At 72.0% G+C, this 17,112-nt stretch carries 14 protein-coding genes; 9 read left to right on the top strand and 5 right to left on the bottom strand.

The features are described 5' to 3' along the window. Positions 1-22: 22 nt before the first annotated feature. Positions 23-832: a TSUP family transporter gene (locus AB5J54_RS35520; protein WP_369148040.1), complete on the bottom strand. Its 810-nt coding sequence runs from the start codon at positions 830-832 to the stop codon at positions 23-25. 85 nt (positions 833-917) lie between these two features. Between AB5J54_RS35520 and AB5J54_RS35515 the strand changes: the two genes are divergently transcribed. Continuing rightward, the gene (locus AB5J54_RS35515) at positions 918-1,685 is read left to right on the top strand and encodes a helix-turn-helix domain-containing protein (protein WP_369148039.1); all 768 of its coding nucleotides are present in this window, start codon (positions 918-920) and stop codon (positions 1,683-1,685) included. 23 nt (positions 1,686-1,708) lie between these two features. Here the strand turns inward: AB5J54_RS35515 and AB5J54_RS35510 are convergent, their stop codons facing one another. Then, positions 1,709-2,890, bottom strand: coding sequence for an alginate lyase family protein (locus AB5J54_RS35510; protein WP_369148038.1), 1,182 nt, complete (start codon positions 2,888-2,890; stop codon positions 1,709-1,711). Positions 2,891-3,147: 257 nt separating this feature from the next. On the opposite strand from AB5J54_RS35510, the gene tpx reads away from it, so the two are divergent. Next, complete coding sequence (gene tpx, locus AB5J54_RS35505; RefSeq protein WP_369148037.1) at positions 3,148-3,648, top strand: thiol peroxidase; 501 nt, start codon at positions 3,148-3,150, stop codon at positions 3,646-3,648. Positions 3,649-3,721: 73 nt separating this feature from the next. Here tpx and AB5J54_RS35500 read toward each other — a convergent pair whose 3' ends face one another. Beyond that, positions 3,722-4,132, bottom strand: a complete 411-nt coding sequence (locus AB5J54_RS35500) for a Fur family transcriptional regulator (protein WP_369148036.1) — start codon at positions 4,130-4,132, stop codon at positions 3,722-3,724. A gap of 196 nt (positions 4,133-4,328) precedes the next feature. On the opposite strand from AB5J54_RS35500, the gene katG reads away from it, so the two are divergent. From katG to AB5J54_RS35465, 7 genes are all read left to right on the top strand, one after another. Continuing rightward, positions 4,329-6,554, top strand: a complete 2,226-nt coding sequence (gene katG, locus AB5J54_RS35495) for a catalase/peroxidase HPI (RefSeq protein WP_369148035.1) — start codon at positions 4,329-4,331, stop codon at positions 6,552-6,554. 213 nt (positions 6,555-6,767) lie between these two features. Further along, positions 6,768-9,560 (top strand): hypothetical protein, encoded by a 2,793-nt coding sequence (locus tag AB5J54_RS35490; RefSeq protein WP_369148034.1) that lies wholly within the window; start codon positions 6,768-6,770, stop codon positions 9,558-9,560. 219 nt (positions 9,561-9,779) lie between these two features. After that, positions 9,780-10,295 (top strand): toxin-antitoxin system HicB family antitoxin, encoded by a 516-nt coding sequence (locus AB5J54_RS35485; RefSeq protein WP_369148033.1) that lies wholly within the window; start codon positions 9,780-9,782, stop codon positions 10,293-10,295. 81 nt (positions 10,296-10,376) lie between these two features. Further along, complete coding sequence (locus AB5J54_RS35480) at positions 10,377-11,219, top strand: DUF4097 domain-containing protein (RefSeq protein ID WP_369148032.1); 843 nt, start codon at positions 10,377-10,379, stop codon at positions 11,217-11,219. Between the two features lie 46 nt (positions 11,220-11,265). Beyond that, positions 11,266-12,255, top strand: a complete 990-nt coding sequence (locus AB5J54_RS35475; protein WP_369148031.1) for an ATP-binding cassette domain-containing protein — start codon at positions 11,266-11,268, stop codon at positions 12,253-12,255. Continuing rightward, on the top strand, positions 12,252-13,037 hold the full coding sequence (locus AB5J54_RS35470; protein ID WP_369145689.1) for an ABC transporter permease: 786 nt from the start codon (positions 12,252-12,254) through the stop codon (positions 13,035-13,037). The genes AB5J54_RS35475 and AB5J54_RS35470 overlap by 4 nt, the downstream gene beginning before the upstream one ends. Positions 13,038-13,173: 136 nt before the next feature. Continuing rightward, positions 13,174-13,482 carry an antibiotic biosynthesis monooxygenase family protein gene (locus AB5J54_RS35465; protein WP_369148030.1) on the top strand — a complete coding sequence of 103 codons (309 nt, stop codon included), beginning with the start codon at positions 13,174-13,176 and terminating at the stop codon, positions 13,480-13,482. 79 nt (positions 13,483-13,561) lie between these two features. On the opposite strand, the gene AB5J54_RS35460 is transcribed toward AB5J54_RS35465, so the two are convergent. Together AB5J54_RS35460 and AB5J54_RS35455 are read right to left on the bottom strand one after the other, a co-directional pair. Beyond that, positions 13,562-16,342: an Ig-like domain repeat protein gene (locus AB5J54_RS35460; RefSeq protein ID WP_369148029.1), complete on the bottom strand. Its 2,781-nt coding sequence runs from the start codon at positions 16,340-16,342 to the stop codon at positions 13,562-13,564. 150 nt (positions 16,343-16,492) lie between these two features. Continuing rightward, the gene (locus tag AB5J54_RS35455) at positions 16,493-16,894 is read right to left on the bottom strand and encodes a hypothetical protein (protein WP_369148028.1); all 402 of its coding nucleotides are present in this window, start codon (positions 16,892-16,894) and stop codon (positions 16,493-16,495) included. Positions 16,895-17,112: the final 218 nt, after the last annotated feature.

Here is a 17,112-nt window from a genome sequence, read left to right as displayed (position 1 = left end):
GGGTGATCACCGACCGCCCCGCTCAGGGCCCGGTGAGCACCATCGCGAGGGCCACCAGGGCGAGCAGTCCGAGGTACGCGCACGCGTGGACGCGGTCCGGGATCCGGGGTGGGCGGCGGCGCAGGACGGCGATGACCGGCAGGGCTCCGAGGAGCAGCGCCCCCGCCGCGTACGGGTCGACAAGACCGACCAGACCCGTGCCGCTCGCCGTGGCGGCCGGGGGCGGGGAGCCGGCGAGGGAGACCGCGACGGCCGGGAGCGCGACGGCGAGGGTGAGGGGGTTGGCGAGCGCGGTCGCCACGCGCATGGGGTGACCGGCCCGGCGCAGCGCGGGGACCGTCATCACGCTGCCGCCGACGCCGAGGAAGGCGGCGACCGCGCCGATCGGTGCGCCCGCGCCGGCCGGCAGCGGCCTCGGGGCCCGCTCCGGCTCCGCGCCCGGTCCGCTCGCGGCGCGGAGGAAGCCGGGCCGGAGCAGCAGGTCGAGGGCGGTCAGGGCGGTGTACGCGACGAACGCCCAGCGGGCCAGGTCCGGTGGGGCGAGACGGGAGGCGTACGCCCCGGCGCAGGCGCCCGCCGCGAGCAGGGGCAGCAGGGCGCCGCTGCCGCGCAGGGCGAGGAGCACCGGCCGTGGGGTGACGGCGGTGGCGAAGGCGGCGTTCACGACCATCACCAGGGCCGAGGTGGCGGTGGCCACGGGGACGGCGGCACTGCCGAGGGCGGCGTCCGCCCACACCACTACGGGGACGGCCACGAACCCGCCGCCGAACCCGAACAAGACCGTCGTCGCTCCGGTGAGGAGCCCGATCGCCATCAGCGTCACCATGTCCATGGGGTCAAGACCATCAGCTCGCCGATGGTTCCCGCATGCGATGGTCGGCAGGATTCCTTCGTGTCTCGGCCAGTACGGTGGTCCGGTGAAGAACATCCCGCTGGACTCCGTCGACCACCTCGACCGGGCCGTCCTGCCCATCGGCACCGACTATCCGGCCGGGCACGTCCTGGACTGGCACGAGCACCGGCGGGCGCAGTTCCTCTACGGCGCGACCGGGGTCATGGTCGTCGAGACCGCCGACGGCACGTGGACGGTCCCGCCGGAGCGCGCGGTCCTGATCCCGGCCGCGACCCCGCACCGGGTCCGGATGCTGGGGGTGAGCACGCGGAGCCTGTACGTGGAGCCGGGCGCCGTCCCGTGGTGGCCGGCGCGCTGCACGGTCGTGGACGTGCCGCCGCTGCTGCGCGAACTGCTGCTCGCGGCGGTGGAGTTCGCGGCCGACTACAGCCTGTCGGGCCGGGAGGGCGCCATCGCGACGCTGCTGCTGCACGAGATCGCCGCGCGCTCCCCGCTCCCCTTCCACGTCGGGATCCCCGCCTCGGCGGATCTCGCGGTGCTGTGCCGGGAGTATCTGGCCGGGCCGGACGCCACGGTCACCAACACCGACTGGGCGGCGAGGACCGCGCTGAGCGAGCGGGCGTTCACCCGGCGGTTCCGTGCGGAGACGGGCGAGAGCCCCGCCGTCTGGCGGTCCCGCGCCCGGCTCCTGGCGGCCGTCCCCCTGCTGCGTACCGCGACGGTCAGCGAGGTCTCGGGCCGCCTGGGGTACGCCTCGCCGGCCGCGTTCACGGCCGCCTTCACCCGCACCTTCGGCACTCCGCCGTCCCGCTTCACGGCGGTCCGGGGCTGACGGCCCTTCCGACTCCCCTCCGCTCAGCGGGGGTTGCCCGCGTGGGTGAGGGTCTCCCAGGCGACGAAGAGGTTGTTCGTGCCCGCCGGCCGGCTGGTCTCGGTGAGTTTCCGGGTGTTCGTCATCGCATGGCCCATGCGGCCGTGAAGCGCGTTGAAGCCGACCTCCGTGACGGGTCCGAGGTGGTCCTTGAGTGTGCCGCCGCAGAGCCAGGACGGGACGGGCTCGCCGAGTTCGTACTTCGCCTGGAGTCCGAGGGCGTGGCGCAGCCGGTCGGCGACCTCGGGGTAGAGGTCCTGGCCCTGGATGCGGCTCGTCTCGGCGATGTGCGAGATCGCGGAGAGGCCGTAGCCGGTGTGGGTGAGGTCGCGGCAGGTCTCCTGGGTGAGGCCGTCGACGAAGGTGGTCTGCCCCTGCCAGTAGCGGACGAGCTCGTCGCGGGTGTCGAGTCCGCTGCCCGGGGCCGCCTTGGGCAGGGCGCCGTCGCTCGTGAGGTAGATGTACGCGGGGACCCGGCCGCGGAACTTGGTGACGGCCTTGTCGTAGGCGGCGCGGTCCTCCAGGAAGACGGCGATGCCGATCGCGGCCTCGGTCATGCTGAGCTCCCAGTTGCCGTTGGACTGGGATCCGTTGGTCACCTCGGGCAGGTAGACGTTCCTCAGCATGCTCTTGAAGCGGTCGACGCGGGTCTGCGGCCAGCCGGTGTAGGTGTACCGGATGATCTCGGCGGCCCGCGGCCAGGAGGAGCCGGCCCAGCCCGTCTGGAGGGGCGCGTTGGAGTTGGTGTGGTCGGTGATCACGGCGGACCAGGCGTCCATGATCTCGATGGCCTTCTCGGCGTACCGGCTGTCGCGCGTGATGTACCAGGCGAGGGAGAGCGTGTACGCGGCGAGGGCGTCATCGCGTTCGTCGGTGCAGCCGTGGTCGGGGTTCGAGTACGAGCCGCACTCGACGACCGACCGGGGCTTGGGGACCCGGGCCAGGGAGGCGTACTCGCTCGCCAGCATCTGGTCGTAGGCGCCCTTCCAGGGCTGCGCTCCGGCGGTGACCTGCTCTCGGGTGAAGTCGAGCTGCCCCCGGGAGACGAGGACGCCGGGGTGGACGAAGGTGGTGGGGGCGGCTTCGGCGCGGCCGCCTCCGGGGACGGCGACCAGTGCGGCCAGGAGACCGGCGAGGAGCAGGGGGGCGGTGAACCATCGGGTCATGGGGCTACCCCTTCTTCACGTATGTGAACGGGCGACGACTGTCGAGGATGGAACCTAAAGGTCTGCACCAGGGCCGTCAAGACTGCTCGTTCACGGCGGACGCACCCTGCGAGTCGCCCGCAGCGGCGCCGCACGAGAGCAGTCCGTTCATATGCGTGAATCGGCTGGAAATGATCGCGGCGGCCCGTGTCGTGGGAGCGGGCCCGCCTTCCGTACGATTCCCCCCGTTGCCACTCTTACGTCTGAAGGAGATCCCCATGGCCCAGGTCACGCTGAAGGGCAGCCCCGTGCAGGTCAACGGTGCTCTGCCGGCCCCCGGCAGCCAGGCCCCCGACTTCACGCTCGTCGCCGAGGGGCTGGCGGACAAGTCGCTCAAGGACTTCGCCGGTCAGCGCAAGGTCCTCAACATCTTCCCGAGCGTCGACACCCCGACGTGCGCCTCCTCCGTCCGCGCGTTCAACGAGAAGGCCGGGCAGCTGGACAACACGGTCGTCCTCTGCATCTCCGCCGACCTGCCCTTCGCGCAGGCCCGCTTCTGCGGCGCCGAGGGCCTGGAGAACGTCAAGAACCTCTCGACGCTCCGCGGCCGCGAGTTCCACACCAACTACGGCGTGGAGATCGCGGACGGGCCGCTGGCCGGTCTGACCGCCCGCGCCGTCGTCGTCCTCGACGAGAACGACACGGTGCTGCACGCCCAGCTCGTGGGTGAGATCGCCGACGAGCCGAGCTACGAGGACGCGCTCTCCGTCCTGAAGTAGTCCCCGCCCCCAAGCGGGACACCGAGGAGCCCTCCACCGACACCGGTGGAGGGCTCCTCCCGTATGTCCGCGCTCAGGCGCAGCCCGGGCAGAGCCCCCGGTACGTGACGTCCGCCGTCGCCACCGTGAAGCCGAACCGCTCCGCGGGCGGCAGGACCGCGAGCGGGTCCCCCGTCGGGTGGACGTCGCGGATGATCCCGCAGTTCGAGCAGACCAGGTGCTGGTGCGGCCGGTGGGCGTTCGGGTCGTACCGCTTGGCCCGCCCGTCCGTGGAGAGCTCCACGACCTCCCCCAGGGCCACCAGCTCGCCGAGCGTGTTGTAGACCGTCGCCCGGGCGATCTCCGGCAGGCGCACGACCGCGCGCGCGTGGACCTCGTCCGCGGTGAGGTGTACATGATCCCCGGCCAGGACCTCCGCGACCACCCGGCGCTGGGACGTCATCCGCCAGCCACGCGCGCGCAGTCGCTCCAGCAGGTCACTCATGTCTCACCTCATCGGCATCGGCAAACTTGGCGTGGTTCTTGACTTGGACATCGTCCATCGTAGGATCGGTTTCGAAGATGGCCAAGGGACAGGAAGACTCCAGCACGGCGGGAGAAGCACACGTGAGACCCGCGGGAGGCCCGTCCGCCGAACGCACTTCCTGAGCACTGTGTCCGCCAGGTCCGGAAGGATTCCGATGTCTGAGAACCACGAAGCAATCGTCACCGACGCGAAGGCGGAGGGCGCCGGGGGCTGCCCCGTCGCGCACGGGCGTGCCGCACACCCCACCCAGGGCGGCGGCAACAGCCAGTGGTGGCCGAACCGGCTGAACCTGAAGATCCTCGCCAAGAACCCCGCGGTGGCCAACCCGCTCGGTGAGGACTTCGACTACGCGAAGGCCTTCGAGGGCCTCGACCTGCCTGCCGTGAAGCAGGACATCGCCGAGGTCCTGACCACCTCGCAGGACTGGTGGCCGGCCGACTTCGGCCACTACGGCCCGTTCATGATCCGCATGGCCTGGCACAGCGCCGGCACCTACCGCATCAGCGACGGCCGCGGCGGCGCCGGCGCCGGCCAGCAGCGCTTCGCGCCGCTGAACAGCTGGCCGGACAACGGCAACCTGGACAAGGCACGCCGTCTGCTGTGGCCGGTGAAGAAGAAGTACGGCCAGAACATCTCCTGGGCCGACCTCATGATCCTCGCGGGCAACGTCGCCCTGGAGTCGATGGGCTTCGAGACCTTCGGCTTCGCCGGCGGCCGCGCGGACGTGTGGGAGCCCGACGAGGACGTGTACTGGGGCCCGGAGACCACCTGGCTCGGCGACGAGCGCTACACCGGCGACCGCGAGCTGGAGAACCCGCTCGGCGCGGTGCAGATGGGCCTCATCTACGTCAACCCGGAGGGCCCGAACGCCAACCCGGACCCGGTCGCCGCGGCCCGCGACATCCGCGAGACCTTCCGCCGGATGGCGATGAACGACGAGGAGACCGTCGCCCTCATCGCCGGCGGCCACACCTTCGGCAAGACCCACGGCGCCGGCCCGGCGGACAACGTGGGCGCGGACCCGGAGGCCGCCTCCCTGGAGGAGCAGGGCCTCGGCTGGAAGAGCACCTTCCGCAGCGGCAAGGGCCCCGACGCCATCACCAGCGGCCTGGAGGTCACCTGGACCACCACGCCGACCCAGTGGGGCAACGGCTTCTTCAAGAACCTCTTCGAGTACGAGTACGAGCTGAGCAAGAGCCCGGCGGGCGCCCACCAGTGGGTCGCCAAGAACGCCGAGGCGATCATCCCGGACGCGTACGACCCGGAGAAGAAGCACCTCCCGACCATGCTCACCACCGACCTGTCGCTGCGCTTCGACCCGGTCTACGAGCAGATCTCGCGCCGCTTCTACGAGAACCCGGCGGAGTTCGCGGACGCCTTCGCCCGCGCCTGGTACAAGCTCACCCACCGTGACATGGGCCCGATCGTCCGCTACCTCGGCTCCGAGGTCCCGTCCGAGGAGCTCCTCTGGCAGGACCCGCTGCCGGCGCGCACCGGCGAGCTCGTCGACGCCGCGGACATCGCCTCCCTCAAGGAGAAGATCCTCGGCTCGGACCTCACGGTCACCCAGCTGGTCTCCGCCGCCTGGGCCGCCGCCTCCTCCTTCCGCGGCAGCGACAAGCGCGGTGGCGCCAACGGCGGCCGCATCCGCCTGGAGCCGCAGCGCAACTGGGAGGTCAACAACCCGGACGAGCTGGCGCAGGTGCTGCGCGTCCTGGAAGGCGTCCAGGAGTCCTTCAACTCCGCGCAGAGCGGCGGCAAGCAGGTCTCCCTCGCCGACCTCGTCGTCCTCGCGGGCGTCGCGGCGGTCGAGAAGGCGGCCAAGGACGCCGGCCACGACGTCGAGGTGCCGTTCACGCCGGGCCGCGTGGACGCCGCGCAGGAGCAGACGGACGTCGAGTCCTTCGCCGCCCTGGAGCCGGCCGCGGACGGCTTCCGCAACTACCTGGGCAAGGGCAACCGCCTCCCGGCCGAGTACCTGCTCATCGACAAGGCGAACCTGCTCACCCTGAGCGCGCCCGAGCTGACCGTCCTCGTCGGCGGCCTGCGCGCCCTCGGTGTGACGCAGCCGCAGTCCTCGCTCGGTGTCCTCACCGAGACGCCCGGCAAGCTGACGAACGACTTCTTCGCCAACCTGCTCGACCTGGGCACGGAGTGGAAGTCCACCTCCGCGGACCAGAACACGTTCGAGGGCCGTGACACGGCCACCGGCGCGGTCAAGTGGACGGGCACCCGCGCCGACCTGGTCTTCGGCTCCAACAGCGAGCTCCGCGCGCTGGCCGAGGTCTACGCGAGCGACGACGCCAAGGCGAAGTTCGTGCGGGACTTCGTGTCGGCGTGGGACAAGGTGATGAACCTGGACCGGTTCGACGTCGCCTGATCCTCACCGTGACACCGGGGCCGGCCCGGGTGGCTTCCACGCCACCCGGGCCGGCCCTTTCGCGCCGACACCCGTCCTCTGTCGCGGTTCTGACGGGGTATGAGACAACCGACGGGTGCCCGTCACCGTCCTCACGGATCGAGAGGGACACCGGAGAAGCCGGAAACCCGGGCCGCCGGTGCCCCGACGAGATCGATCGTGAGGAAGACCGCTTTGATACGTGTCACACGCGGCGTGACCACCGCCGTGGCGTTAGTCGCGCTGGCAGCGGCGTCGCCCTGGCCGGCGTCCGCGCAGCCTTCACCCCCCTCGCCCTCGGGGGCGCCCTCGGGCCGGCTCGGAGACCTCACCCTCCCCGAGGGCTGGCAGGTCACCGGAACCGGCGCGGGCAGGCAGCTGGTCTGGACGGCGCCCGAGCGCGTACCCGCGGGCGACGCCCGCGTCGAGTTCCACGCCGGCGACCGGCTCCTCGGCCGCCCGCTCGCCTGGCCGGACGGGCGCTCCTTCGCCCTGCCCCTCGGGGACGTCCGGCTCGAAGAGGGCGCGCAGCTGCGGGTGACGGCCGGCGGACGACGGCTCGACGCGCCGGGACGCGCCGGTGCCGCCGCCGAACGCCCCCTCGCCCCCGCCCCCGTACCGCCGGCCCCGCTTCCCGCGAATCCGGTCGACCCGGGAGTCCCGGGCCCCTACCGGACCGTCGGCGGCGAGTACGCCCTCTCCTCCGTACGCCTGCCCGGCCTCCCGCAGCCCGTCGAGATGCGCGCCACCGTCGTCGGCCCGTCCGGAGCGCCGGGCAAGCGGCCGGTCGCGCTCTTCCTGCACGGCCGCCACGACACCTGCTACACCCCGGGCACGGAGGACGTACGGATCACCTGGCCGTGCCCGGCGGGCACCCGGCCGATCCCCAGCGAGCAGGGCTATCTGCGCGCCCAGCGGCTCCTGGCCTCCCAGGGGTACGTGACGGTGTCCATCGCCGCGAACGGCATCAACGGACAGGACGGGGACCTGGACGACGCCGGCGCCCAGGCCCGCTCCTCCCTGGTCCGGCTGCACCTCGCCCGCTGGGCGGACTGGTCCGCCGACCGTGCCTCCGCCCCGGCGGCCGTACGGAAGACCGCGCCCACCGACCTCTCGCGGGTGCTCCTCGTCGGGCACTCCCGCGGCGGCGAGGGCGTCAACCGGGCCGCGCTCGACAGCCTGAACCCGCCGCCCGCCGCCCAGGACGGCTACCGGGGCGCCGTACGGTGGAAGATCCGCGGCAACGTCCTCATCGGGCCCACGGTGTTCGGCCAGAACCCGGCCCCCGACGTGCCCTCCACGACCCTGCTGCCGGGCTGCGACGGTGACGTGTCCGACCTCCAGGGCCAGATCTACGTCGACGGCACCCGCGGTGTCAGCAAGGGCACCGCCCTGCACAGCGCGGCCTACGTCGTCGGCGCCAACCACAACTTCTTCAACAGCGAGTGGACTCCGGGGCAGGCGAAGGCGCCGGCCATCGACGACTTCTCCTCCGACGACGGGGTCGACCCGGTCTGCTCCCCCGGTACGGCGACCCGGCTGACGGCCACGCAGCAGCAGGCCGCGGGCGCCACGTACATCGCGGCCTCCGCCCGGCTGTTCGTCGGGGGCGACGACGCGGTCCGGCCGCTGCTCGACGGCACCGGCCGCCGCGCGCCGTCGGCGGGACCGGCGCGGGTCCTCACCCACGCCGTCGGCGCCCGCCGCACCCCGGCGTTCCTGCCGGGTTCCTCGGTCACCGTCTCCGGCGGCGGCCGGCTGTGCGCCCAGATCGACCCGGACGCCGCCCGCGCCTGCCTCTCGCCCGAGCAGGGGTGGTCACCGCACTTCGCGTACTGGGAGACCTCGCCCGAACCGGGCCGCGACGCCGTCGCGTTGACGTGGACGGGCACGGGCCGCCCGGTCACGGTCCGCCCGGCCCGGCCGGTCTCCCTCGCGGGCGCCGAGTCCCTGGCGCTGCGCGTGATCGTCCCGCCGAACAGCACCGGCACCGAACTGAACGTCGCCGTGACCGACGCCTCGGGCCGCCGCGCGTCCCTGGGCCGTACCCGCGTCGACGGACTGCCGGGCAGCCCGCGCACGGCCGCGTACTGGAGCCGCGAGGTCCGCGTACCGCTGGCCGCAGCGGCACGGGCGGGCGTGGACCTGAAGCGGATCGGCGCGCTCGAACTGACCCCGCGCGGCGGCAGCGGCAGCGCCTGGCTCATGGACGCGTGGGGCTGGCGCCCCGGCACCCCGGCGGCGAACCCCGCACCGCTCACGCGCGTCGACATCGGCCGCCTGACCGTCGCGGAGGGCGACTCCGGGGTCCGGACCTACCGGGTGCCGGTGACGGTCTCCGGACGGGGCAGCGGACAGGTCCGCCTGTTCGTCCCGGTGCCGGGTAGCGACGAGGTCACGTCCCGCACCGTGACGGTACGGCCGGGGCACCATGACATCGACGTGCCCGTGGAGGTACGGGGCAACACGCGCTTCGGCTACGACGTGCGGCACGACGCCTTCGTCAAGGCGGTGCGCGGCACCGTCGTCGGGGCGCACCGGGGCGGCGTGACCGCACGGAACGACGACGCCATGCCCACCGTGCGCCTGACGCCCGTCGCCGCCGACGTGACCGAGGGCTCAGCCCTGAGCTGGAAGGTGACGCTCTCCGAGCCGGCCGACGTGGAGATCTCGGGCGAGATCCTCCTCAAGCCGGTCACCGACGGTCCGGAGCTCTCCACGGCGGACCTCGATCCCGCCTGGGTCGAGGCACAGTTCGGCGAGGTGCCGCATCCCGCGCGGCCGCTGTCCGGTGTGACGGAGGGCGGCACCCGCCTGTGGCTCTCCGTCCCCGCCGGCGGGACGAGCACGCAGCTGACCGTGCCCACGGTCCGGGACACGATGACGGAACCGGCGGAGTCCCTCCGGGCCCAGCTGTTCACGTACGACGAGACATGGGAGCCGGTCCCGGGGCCGGAGTTCACGGGGAGGGTGCGGGACGCGGCGTGAGCTGACGCGCCCGCTCCTGCGATGGCGCCATGTGGCACCAGCTGGTGCCACATGGCGCCATCGTGCGTGACAGGAGTCGACAGGGAACGCCTGACGCCACACCCATCCGGCCGAAAGTCATCACGTTTGCGCAGGTCAGAGTGGAGCTCGACGACACACACGCCACCTCACCCGCACCTACGCTTGCGCATGGCGCCATAGTGGTGCCATGATGACGTCATGGACCTCACCCCGTATGTCGACACCCTCCGCCGCGAACTCGCGGTGGCCGCCGAAGCCGGAGGCGAAGAGGCGCGCGAGCTGGCCGAGCGGCTCACCGCTCCCCTGGAGTCGGCGGCCCGACTGACCATGCTCAACGTGCTCTCCGCCGCGACGGACGAGATCACCCGTGAACTCGCCCCCGGCTCGGTCGACGTACGACTCCGGGGCCTCGACCCCGACTTCGTGGTGACGCTCCCGCCGACCGGCGGCGCCCCCGCGGAGCTGGACGCCGCCACCGAACCGCTCCCGGCACCGGCCCTCGCCGAGGGCGACGAGGGCGGCACCGCCCGCGTCAACCTGCGCCTGCCGGCCCACCTCAAGACCCGCGCCGAGGAGGCCGCGGCCCGCGAGGGCCTGTCGGTCAACGCGTGGCTGGTGCGGGCCGTGTCGGCGGCGGTCGGCGGCGGCACCCGGCCTCGTACACCGGAGAAGTCCCCGACCGTCGGACAGAGCATCACGGGCTGGGTGCGCTGACCGCGCCCCTCCCGCACCACCTCACCCACACCACGTCCCACCTGCGGGGACGACCCGAAGACTCAAGAGGACGGGACAGCCATGCCTTCTTTCGACACTCCCGAAGCGATCTCGGTCACCGCCTACGTCTACGCCGGCTCCCTCCAGTTCATCGCGAGCGACCGCCCCGACACCGTCGTCGAGGTGCGCCCCCGCGCCCCCAGGAAGGACCTGGACGTACGGGCGGCCGACCAGACCGAGGTCAGCTACGCCGGCGGCGTCCTGACCATCACCACGCCCAAGGCCAATCTGCTCGGACGCGGCGGCACCGTCGACGTGACGGTGGAACTGCCCACCGGATCGCACATCGACATGACCGGCACCGGGTCCAGCCTGATCGGCGAGGGGCGCCTCGGCGAGGTCCGGGTGAAGACGACGGCCGGTGACGTCCGCCTCGACACCACCGGCCCCCTGAACCTGAACGCGTCGCACGGCCAGACCACCGTGGAACGGGTCGAGGGCACGGCCGAGATCACCAGCAGCACCGGCAACCTGCGCGTCGGCGTCGTCGACGGCCCCGCCGTCCTGAAGAACTCGCACGGCGCCACGACCGTCGGCACCGTGACCGGCGAACTGCGCGTCAGCGGCGCCAACGGCAGCATCGACATCGCGCGCGCCGAGTCGTCGGTCACCGGCACCGCCACCAACGGCGCCCTCCGCATCGCCGAGGTCTCCCGCGGCGAGGTCCAGCTGGAGACCTCCAACGGCTCCATCGAGATCGGCATCCGCTCGGGCACCGCCGCCTGGCTGGACGTCAACTCCAACCGCGGGCACGTACGCAACGCGCTCGCCGCGTCCGAGGCCCCGGAGCAGACCGAGGAGACCGTCAAGGTCCGCGCGAGGAGCAACTGGGGCAACATCGACATCCGCCGCGCCAAGGCCTGAGCACCTCGACGTCGCACAGCCCCTCCCCCTTCCTCAGGAGGGCCCCATGCCTTCTTCTGTCATGCCCATGCCCAGTCAGGCGGACGGTCGTCCGCCGAAGGCCGCCGTCTCCGCCACCGGCCTGCGCAAGTCCTACGGCGACAAGACCGTCCTCGACGGCATCGATCTGCACATCCCCGAGGGTTCGATCTTCGCCCTCCTCGGCCCGAACGGCGCGGGCAAGACGACCGCCGTGAAGATCCTGTCCACCCTGATCACCGCCGACGGCGGACAGGCGCGGGTGGCGGGCCACGACCTCACGGCGCAGACGCAGTCCGTCCGGGCGGCGATCGGTGTCACGGGCCAGTTCTCCGCGGTCGACGGCCTGATCACGGGCGAGGAGAACATGCTCCTGATGGCGGACCTCCACCACCTGTCGAAGCAGGAGGGCCGCCGGGTCGCGGCCGAACTGCTTGAGCGCTTCGACCTCACCGAGGCGGCGAAGAAGCCGGCCTCGACCTACTCCGGCGGCATGAAGCGCCGCCTGGACATCGCGATGACCCTGGTCGGCGGCCCGAGGATCATCTTCCTCGACGAACCGACCACCGGCCTGGACCCGCGCTCCCGCCACACCATGTGGCAGATCATCCGCGAGCTCGTCGCCGACGGGGTGACGGTCTTCCTCACCACGCAGTACCTGGAGGAGGCCGACCAGCTCGCCGACCGCATCGCGGTCCTGAACAACGGCAAGATCGCCGCCGAGGGGACGGCGGAGGAACTCAAGCGCCTGATCCCCGGCGGCCACATCCGGCTCCGCTTCTCCGACCCCGAGGCCTACCGCACGGCCGCGGCCACGCTCACCGGGGCCACGACGGACGACGAGGCCCTCGCCTTGCAACTGCCCAGCGACGGCAGCCAGCGCGAACTGCGGTCCATCCTCGACTGGTTGGACACGGCCGGCATCGAGGCGGACGAACTCACCGTGCACACGCCCGACCTGGACGACGTCTTCTTCGCCCTCACCGCCACCGACCACCCGAAGGAAGCTGTCCGATGAGCACGCTCTCCCTCGCCGCCCGTGACACGTCGACGATGCTGCGCCGCAACCTCCTGCACGCCCGGCGCTACCCCTCCCTGACCCTGAACCTCCTGCTCACCCCGATCATGCTCCTGCTGCTGTTCGTCTACATCTTCGGCGACACCATGAGCGCGGGCATGGGCGGCGGCGACCGCTCCGACTACATCGCCTACCTCGTCCCCGGCCTGCTCCTGATGACCATCGGCTCGACGACGATCGGCACGGCGGTCTCCGTCTCCACGGACATGACCGAGGGCATCATCGCCCGCTTCCGCACCATGGCCATCCACCGCGGCGCGGTCATCACGGGCCACGTCATCGGCAGCGTCATCCAGTCCGTCCTCAGCGTCGTCCTGGTCGGCGCGGTCGGCGTGGCGATCGGCTTCCGCTCGACGGACGCGACGGCCCTGGAATGGCTGGCGGCCTTCGGCCTCCTGGTCCTCTTCGCCACGGCGCTGACCTGGATCGCCGTCGGGATGGGCATGGTCAGCCCGAACGCGGAGGCGGCCAGCAACAACGCGATGCCGCTGATCTTCCTCCCGCTGATCTCCAGCACCTTCGTCCCGGTCGACCAGATGCCCGGCTGGTTCCAGCCGATCGCCGAGTACCAGCCCTTCACCCCGGCCATCGAAACCCTCCGCGGCCTGCTCCTGGGCACCGAGATCGGCCACAACGGCTGGCTCGCCCTCGCCTGGTGCCTCGCCCTCGCCACCCTCGGCTACTTCTGGTCCAAGGCGGTGTTCAACCGAGACCCGAAGTAGGCGCCATGTCGTCCAGCGCGGCCGCCACCTGGGCCACCAGGTCGGCGGCCACCTCTGACGACGGCGGATCCCCGACGACGTGGTCCCTGGCTCTGGCTAGCCTGGAAGGGGGACCAAGCCGAGGCGGTGGTGTGCCATGACCGACGACAGCAAGTACTGGGCTTCCGGTAACTGGCAGGTCTCCGAGGGCGACGTCGACGAGTTCGTGGAGCGCTGGCGGGCCTTCCTCACCTGGACGAAGGAGGCCAATGACGGCTTCCTGTCGGCGCGGCTCATCCGTGATCTGAAGGAGCCGCTCCACTTCGTGTCCTTCTCCGCCTGGCGGGACCCGGCGGCCATGAAGGAGTGGCAGAGCAAGCCCGAGTTCGCCGAGCTCATGGGCGCCTGCCGGGCCCTGTGCGAGTCGATGACGAGCAGCGGGTACGAGCTGACCGTAGCCGTGTGAACACGAAGGTGATTCTCGTGCTGAAGGCCGCCACCCACGCCGGTGGGTGGCGGCCTTCAGCTTTGCTGTCGCCGTACGGCTAGAGGGCGGCGCACTGGCCGCGACGGGTGCCCGTCACCGTGTTCGGGACGCCCCGGTTGGTCGGCGGGGGTACGTTGCGGGCGCAGCTGAGCGATCCGCCGATGGTGTTGCCGACGATCGCGGCCCGGTTGTCGATCGGGAACGGTCCGCTGCCGGTGGTGCCGTTCACCTGGACCGAGCCGCCGATGGTGTTGGAGACGAGCTCGGTGCCGGAACTGTTGTCGGAGAGTTGTACGCCTCCGGTGATCCGGTTGGCCGCGCACCCGTCGTCACCGGGGTCGCCGAGGAGGACGAATCCGGTGGCGCGCGCGACGGAGACGGATCCGTCGATCAGGCTGTCGCAGATGGCGAACAGGGTGCCCCGGGTCGACAGGACACTGCCGTCGACGGTCGAGTTGCCGATGAACAGCGCGCCCTGCGCGATGCCGTGGACGGTGCCGCCCACGTTCGCGTCGATGATGCAGGTGCTCTCACGGCTGGCGAACACGTCGCGGGGGTAGTCGCCGGTGATGGTCCGGGTGCAGGTCACCGTCTGGGTGACGCTCGCGGGGTCGCCGGCCAGGTAGTTGGCGTCGCCGCTGTACTGGGCGGTGACGGTGTGGCTGCCGGGCAGCAGGTTCGCGTGGGTGAGCTGCGCCCGCGCGCAGTTCGTACCGCCACCTGGGGCCAGTGTCCCGGTGCCGAGCACGGTGGTGCCGTCGCGGAAGGTGACCGTGCCCGTCGGTGCCGACGTGGGGCTGGTGCTGGCGCCGCTCGGGCAGACGACGGCCGTGAAGGTCACCGGCCGGCCGTACGAGGACGGGTTGGCGCTGGAGGTGAGCGTGGTGACGGTCGGTGCCTTGCTCACCGTCTGGGTGAGGGCGGCGGCCGTACTGCCCAAGAAGTCCGTGGTGCCGCTGTAGGTGGCGCCGACGGTGTGGTCGCCGACGCTCAGCGTGGCGATCGGGTCGGAGGTGGCTTGGCCCGTCGTCGTGTCGACCGGGACGGCTCCGCCGAGGGCGTTGGCGTCGACCGTGAAGCTCGCGGTGCCGCCGTCCGGGACGGGCCGTACGGCCGCGGTGAAGGTCACGGGCTGCCCGTACACCGAGGGGTTGGCCGAGGACGACAGGGAGGTCTCGGTGCGCTGCGGGATGCTGAAGAACAGGGCGTGGATCGGCGGCGATCCGACGGGGTCGCGGCCACCGGTGTGGCCGGGGAAGGCGCCGTAGAAGGTGTTCCCGACGGCCTTCAGCTGCTGGTAGTCGCCGAGGACGCGCTGCCGGGCGCAGTTGAGGTTCGGGGGGTTCGGGTTCGGCGGCTGCGGCCGGGTGTCGCAGCCGGTCTGGTCCGTCTGCGGTGACGAGAAGGTCTGCAGCAGAGTGTCGGTGAACGTGGCGCCGTGGTCGGTGCTGCGGGCCAGGTGCGCGGAGAACACCGGGAATCCGGCGGTGTTGGTGCCGTCGAAGGTGTCGTACAGGACGCCGATGGTGCCGTTGTCGAGGACCGCGACGGACGGCAGGGCCGCGTCGGTCGACGCCGAGATGTTCACGGCTCCGCCGATGCTCAGCCCTCCGGAGCCGTTGGGGGTGAGCCGACGCATCCTCAGCTGGTTGTTGCCGGTGGCGGTGTCGGCGCCGTACGCGACGTACACATCGCCGTTGCTGGGGTCGACCGCCGCGTGGTTGTTGCCGCCGAGCAGCGCGTTCACGCCGCCGAACTTGAAGCCCAGGCCCTGGTCGCTGTTCTCGGCGGCGACGACGATGCCGTTGGTGTCGCCGTTGAGGGTCCAGGTCTGGCCGTTGTCCGTCGACCGGTTGAGCCGCCAGTTGACGCTGACGGGCTGGTTGCGGAGCACGCTGTTGGTCTGGTTGGTGCCGGTCGAGGTCTGGTACAGCGCGTACATCGTGCCGTTGCGCGGGTCCTTGGCCAGACGCAGGGCCCCGTTGGTGACCAGGGGGCTCATGGTGCCGGCGATGTTGTCCCGGCTGACTCCTGCGGGCTGGGCGGCGGCCGCGCCGTCGTAGACGGCCACGCGGCCGTCCGGGGCTCCGCCGAAGTCCTGCATGGCGATGTAGGCGTTGTCCCGGGCGGCGTTCGCGGTGTCGCGGTTGACCAGCAGCCACGGCTGGTCGGTCCCCGTGCGGGTCCCGCTCGTGGCCTGGGTGGGCGGGTTGCCGAACCAGCGCCAGTGCGTCGCGTCGGTCGGGTCGTCCGTCGAGCCGGTCACCACGTGGGAGGTGGCGCAGAACGCGGCCGTCGCGGTGGCGGAGCTACAGGTGAGGAACGCGCCGTGGAGGTTGCCGTTGCGGTCGAAGTCGACGGTCTGGTCGTTCGGGCCGTTCGTCGTGTCGGTGAGGCCGTGGAAGGGGATGGTGGCGCGGTTCGTCCAGGTGATGCCGCCGTCGAGGGAGTGCAGCAGATCCGCGTTGCTGCCGCCGACTCCCGACCAGGAGCCGTTGAACCGGGTGATGACGATCTCTTTGGTGTCGGCCGGGTTGACCGCGATGGACGTTTCGTTGCCGCCGCCGCTGGAGGCGGCTGCCGACGCGTCGATGATGGCGACTCCGGGGGTCGCCTGCGCGACCAACGGGACGCGGCCGGCGTTCTTCTGGCGGGGCAGTTTCGTGAGGTCCGTCGGGCTGCTGAGCAGTTCCCGGTCGGCCGGCGCGGGCGCCGGAGGCGGTGTGTGCGCCCACGCCTGGAGCGGGGCCGTCAGGCCCAGGGTGAGAGTGGCGGCGAGTACGCGGCCCAGGACTGATCGGGGCCGTCTGATGCCGGGGCGGGCCGGTGCATCTTTCACGCGCGGATCTCCTCGTCGGGAGGTCGGTGGTTTCGAGACGAGCAGCAGCGTGATCACCGAGCGTGAGGAATTCCAGACACGGAGCGTCACAGACACTCCATCGCCGGACAACTGCACCCCTTCGGTCGAGTGTGGGCGGGCGGCCGTCACTCAGACGGACGGAACGGTCAGCGTCACCGACACGGTTTCGCCCGCCCGTACGCGTACGTGAGCGGCGACACCGAAGAGGTCCTCGGTGATCCGGTACGCGCCGGGCGGCAGGGCGAACCGGAAGCCGCCGTCGGGCGGGGCGCTGACCGTGCTCGCCTTTACCCGGCCGTGCTCGTCGCGCGCCCGCACCGGGTCCCCGTTCACCGGCACCCGGGCCGTGTCCCGGCCGTCCGTGCCGCCTCCGCCGGACCGCGGGTCCCGCCCCGGCGGCCGTACGACCGTGCCGCGTACGGTCCCGGTCGTCTGCTCCGCCCCCGGCCCGCAGCCCACTGCGGCCGCGGCCGCGAGCAGCAGCCCGAACATCACCAGCGCCTTGCCACCCCGGCCGACCCTCGCGTCCATCGCGTTCACCTCCGCCCCCCAGGTATGCCCCCTGGGCGGGCTGCCGTCCCGTTCCTGCTGAGGCGGCGCACGCCGGCCCCGCGCCGGGGCGAGGGAACGACGAGGGCTTCGCGGACGGGATGCGGGAGACGCCGAGGGTGTCCGACAGCTCGCGCTCGCGCGGCCGGGCGCCCTGGGCGTCAGGCGCCGGAGGGGAAGCGCGCGCGGAGGAGCACCTC

Origin of the sequence: Streptomyces sp. R44 (assembly GCF_041053105.1) — a bacterium.
Classification (GTDB): domain Bacteria; phylum Actinomycetota; class Actinomycetes; order Streptomycetales; family Streptomycetaceae; genus Streptomyces.
The sequence above is the reverse complement of the archived record's forward strand: the minus strand, read 5'-3'. Positions and strand labels throughout refer to the sequence as shown.